The organism is Bacillus sp. EKM501B (assembly GCF_011800505.1).
Taxonomy (GTDB): domain Bacteria; phylum Bacillota; class Bacilli; order Bacillales; family Bacillaceae_G; genus Bacillus_A; species Bacillus_A cereus.
On sequence record NZ_JAALFZ010000082.1, the window covers coordinates 1 to 264 of the forward strand.

Here is a 264-nt window from a genome sequence, read left to right on the forward strand (position 1 = left end):
AGAGAAGAATGATGGTGGGAGTGGAAAATCCACCATGTGACGGTAACTAACCAGAAAGGGGGTACCAGTTGTCTTGCCAAAGGCATCGCTGGGTAGCTATGTAGGGAAGGGATAAGCGCTGAAAGCATCTAAGTGCGAAGCCCCCCTCAAGATGAGATTTCCCATGATTTTATATCAGTAAGAGCCCTGAGAGATGATCAGGTAGATAGGTTAGAAGTGGAAGTGTAGTGATACATGAAGCGGACTAATACTAATAGCTCGAGG

Annotated in this window: 1 rRNA gene; it reads left to right on the top strand. The window is 46.2% G+C overall.

Going from position 1 to position 264, the window contains the following annotated elements:
- Window positions 1–262, top strand: a 23S ribosomal RNA gene (locus HFD78_RS29225); the annotation flags it as partial.
- Window positions 263–264 lie beyond the last annotated feature (2 nt).